Genomic DNA, 1,497 nt, shown 5'->3' with positions numbered 1-1,497 from the left:
GAATTTTCCCTTTTGAAAAATAAAATATTGGAATTTTATAAATCCTCAGCTCAAAAAATAGAATAAACTTTCGAAAAACAGATATAAACCAAATCGATACCAAATTCTATTTTTTATTTGGCTTTTTGGATTCTCATTGCTTCTTATCTTTACGACAAGAATTTAAATCCAAATATTTCAGCCATGATAATAGGTGTTCCTAAGGAAATCAAAAACAACGAAAACAGGGTTGCTCTCACTCCGGCAGGAGCTAAAGAGCTGATCAAGAGAGGCCACAATGTCTATGTCCAGCATACAGCCGGAGAAGGAAGTGGTTTTCCGGACGCTGAATACGAAGCCGCAGGGGCTAAAATCCTTCCTACCATCGAAGCGACATACGAAATCGCCGAAATGATCATGAAAGTGAAGGAGCCGATTGAATCAGAATACAAGCTGATTAAGGCAAATCAATTGTTGTTCACCTATTTTCACTTTGCTTCTTACGAACCTTTGACCAAGGCTATGGTGGAAAGCAAAGCTGTTTGTTTGGCCTATGAAACTGTTGAAAAGACCGACCGTAGCTTACCGCTTTTGGTTCCTATGTCTGAAGTTGCCGGCAGAATGGCAATCCAAAAAGGAGCAAACTATCTTGAAAAACCACTTAAAGGTCGAGGCATTCTTCTCGGCGGTGTGCCGGGTGTACTTCCTGCAAAAGTTTTGATTTTGGGCGGAGGAATCGTAGGTACCCAGGCTGCCTGGATGGCGGCCGGATTGGGAGCTGATGTGACTATCATGGATGTGTCTCTTCCGCGAATGAGATATCTCGCAGACGTGATGCCTGCCAACGTGAAGACCATCATGTCCAATGAATACAACATCCGCAAATTGATCAAGGATGCAGATCTGATCGTTGGTGCGGTGTTGATCCCCGGTGCAAAAGCTCCCCACTTGATCACCCGAGATATGCTCAAGGAGATGAAACCGGGAACTGTTTTGGTGGACGTAGCGGTAGACCAAGGAGGTTGCATCGAAACCTGCCGGCCTACTACACACGAAAACCCAACTTACATTATCGACGATGTAGTGCACTATTGCGTAGCCAATATGCCGGGTGCTGTTCCTTATACTTCTACGCTTGCATTGACTAATGCAACTTTGCCTTACGCCATGCAATTGGCTGACAAGGGCTGGAAAAAAGCCGCTCAGGAGAATGCCGATCTTGTACCTGGCCTCAATGTCATCAATGGTGAAATTGTATACGAAGCCGTTGCACAGGCATTCAATATGCCTTATACTCCGGTAGACAAATACTTGGCTTGATCGAAAGCCTTACTTAAAAGACAATCCCTCTGGAGCCAAACGGAGGGATTTTGTTATTTTCAAGCTTTACCCTTCGACTCCGCTACCAATGACGAGATAATATTTATTTTGATTTTATTCAATTATCGAATGTTTATTTTGTCTGGTATACTTCCATATTCATTTCTGCTGCAAGCTTGAGAACATATTTCTTTTTTT

1 protein-coding gene is annotated in these 1,497 nt (G+C 43.0%); it reads left to right on the top strand.

From position 1 onward, the window contains the following. Positions 1-183 precede the first annotated feature (183 nt). Positions 184-1,299 carry an alanine dehydrogenase gene (gene ald, locus B0E43_RS22540; RefSeq protein WP_077353676.1) on the top strand — a complete coding sequence of 372 codons (1,116 nt, stop codon included), beginning with the start codon at positions 184-186 and terminating at the stop codon, positions 1,297-1,299. Positions 1,300-1,497: the final 198 nt, after the last annotated feature.

This window comes from Algoriphagus sp. A40, from assembly GCF_002002735.1.
GTDB lineage: Bacteria > Bacteroidota > Bacteroidia > Cytophagales > Cyclobacteriaceae > Algoriphagus.
The sequence above is the reverse complement of the archived record's forward strand: the minus strand, read 5'-3'. Positions and strand labels throughout refer to the sequence as shown.

Excerpts from the sequence above, each read along its gene's own strand:
- ald (WP_077353676.1), top strand. The coding sequence starts at position 184 with ATGATAATAGGTGTTCCTAAGGAAATCAAAAACAACGAAAACAGGGTT.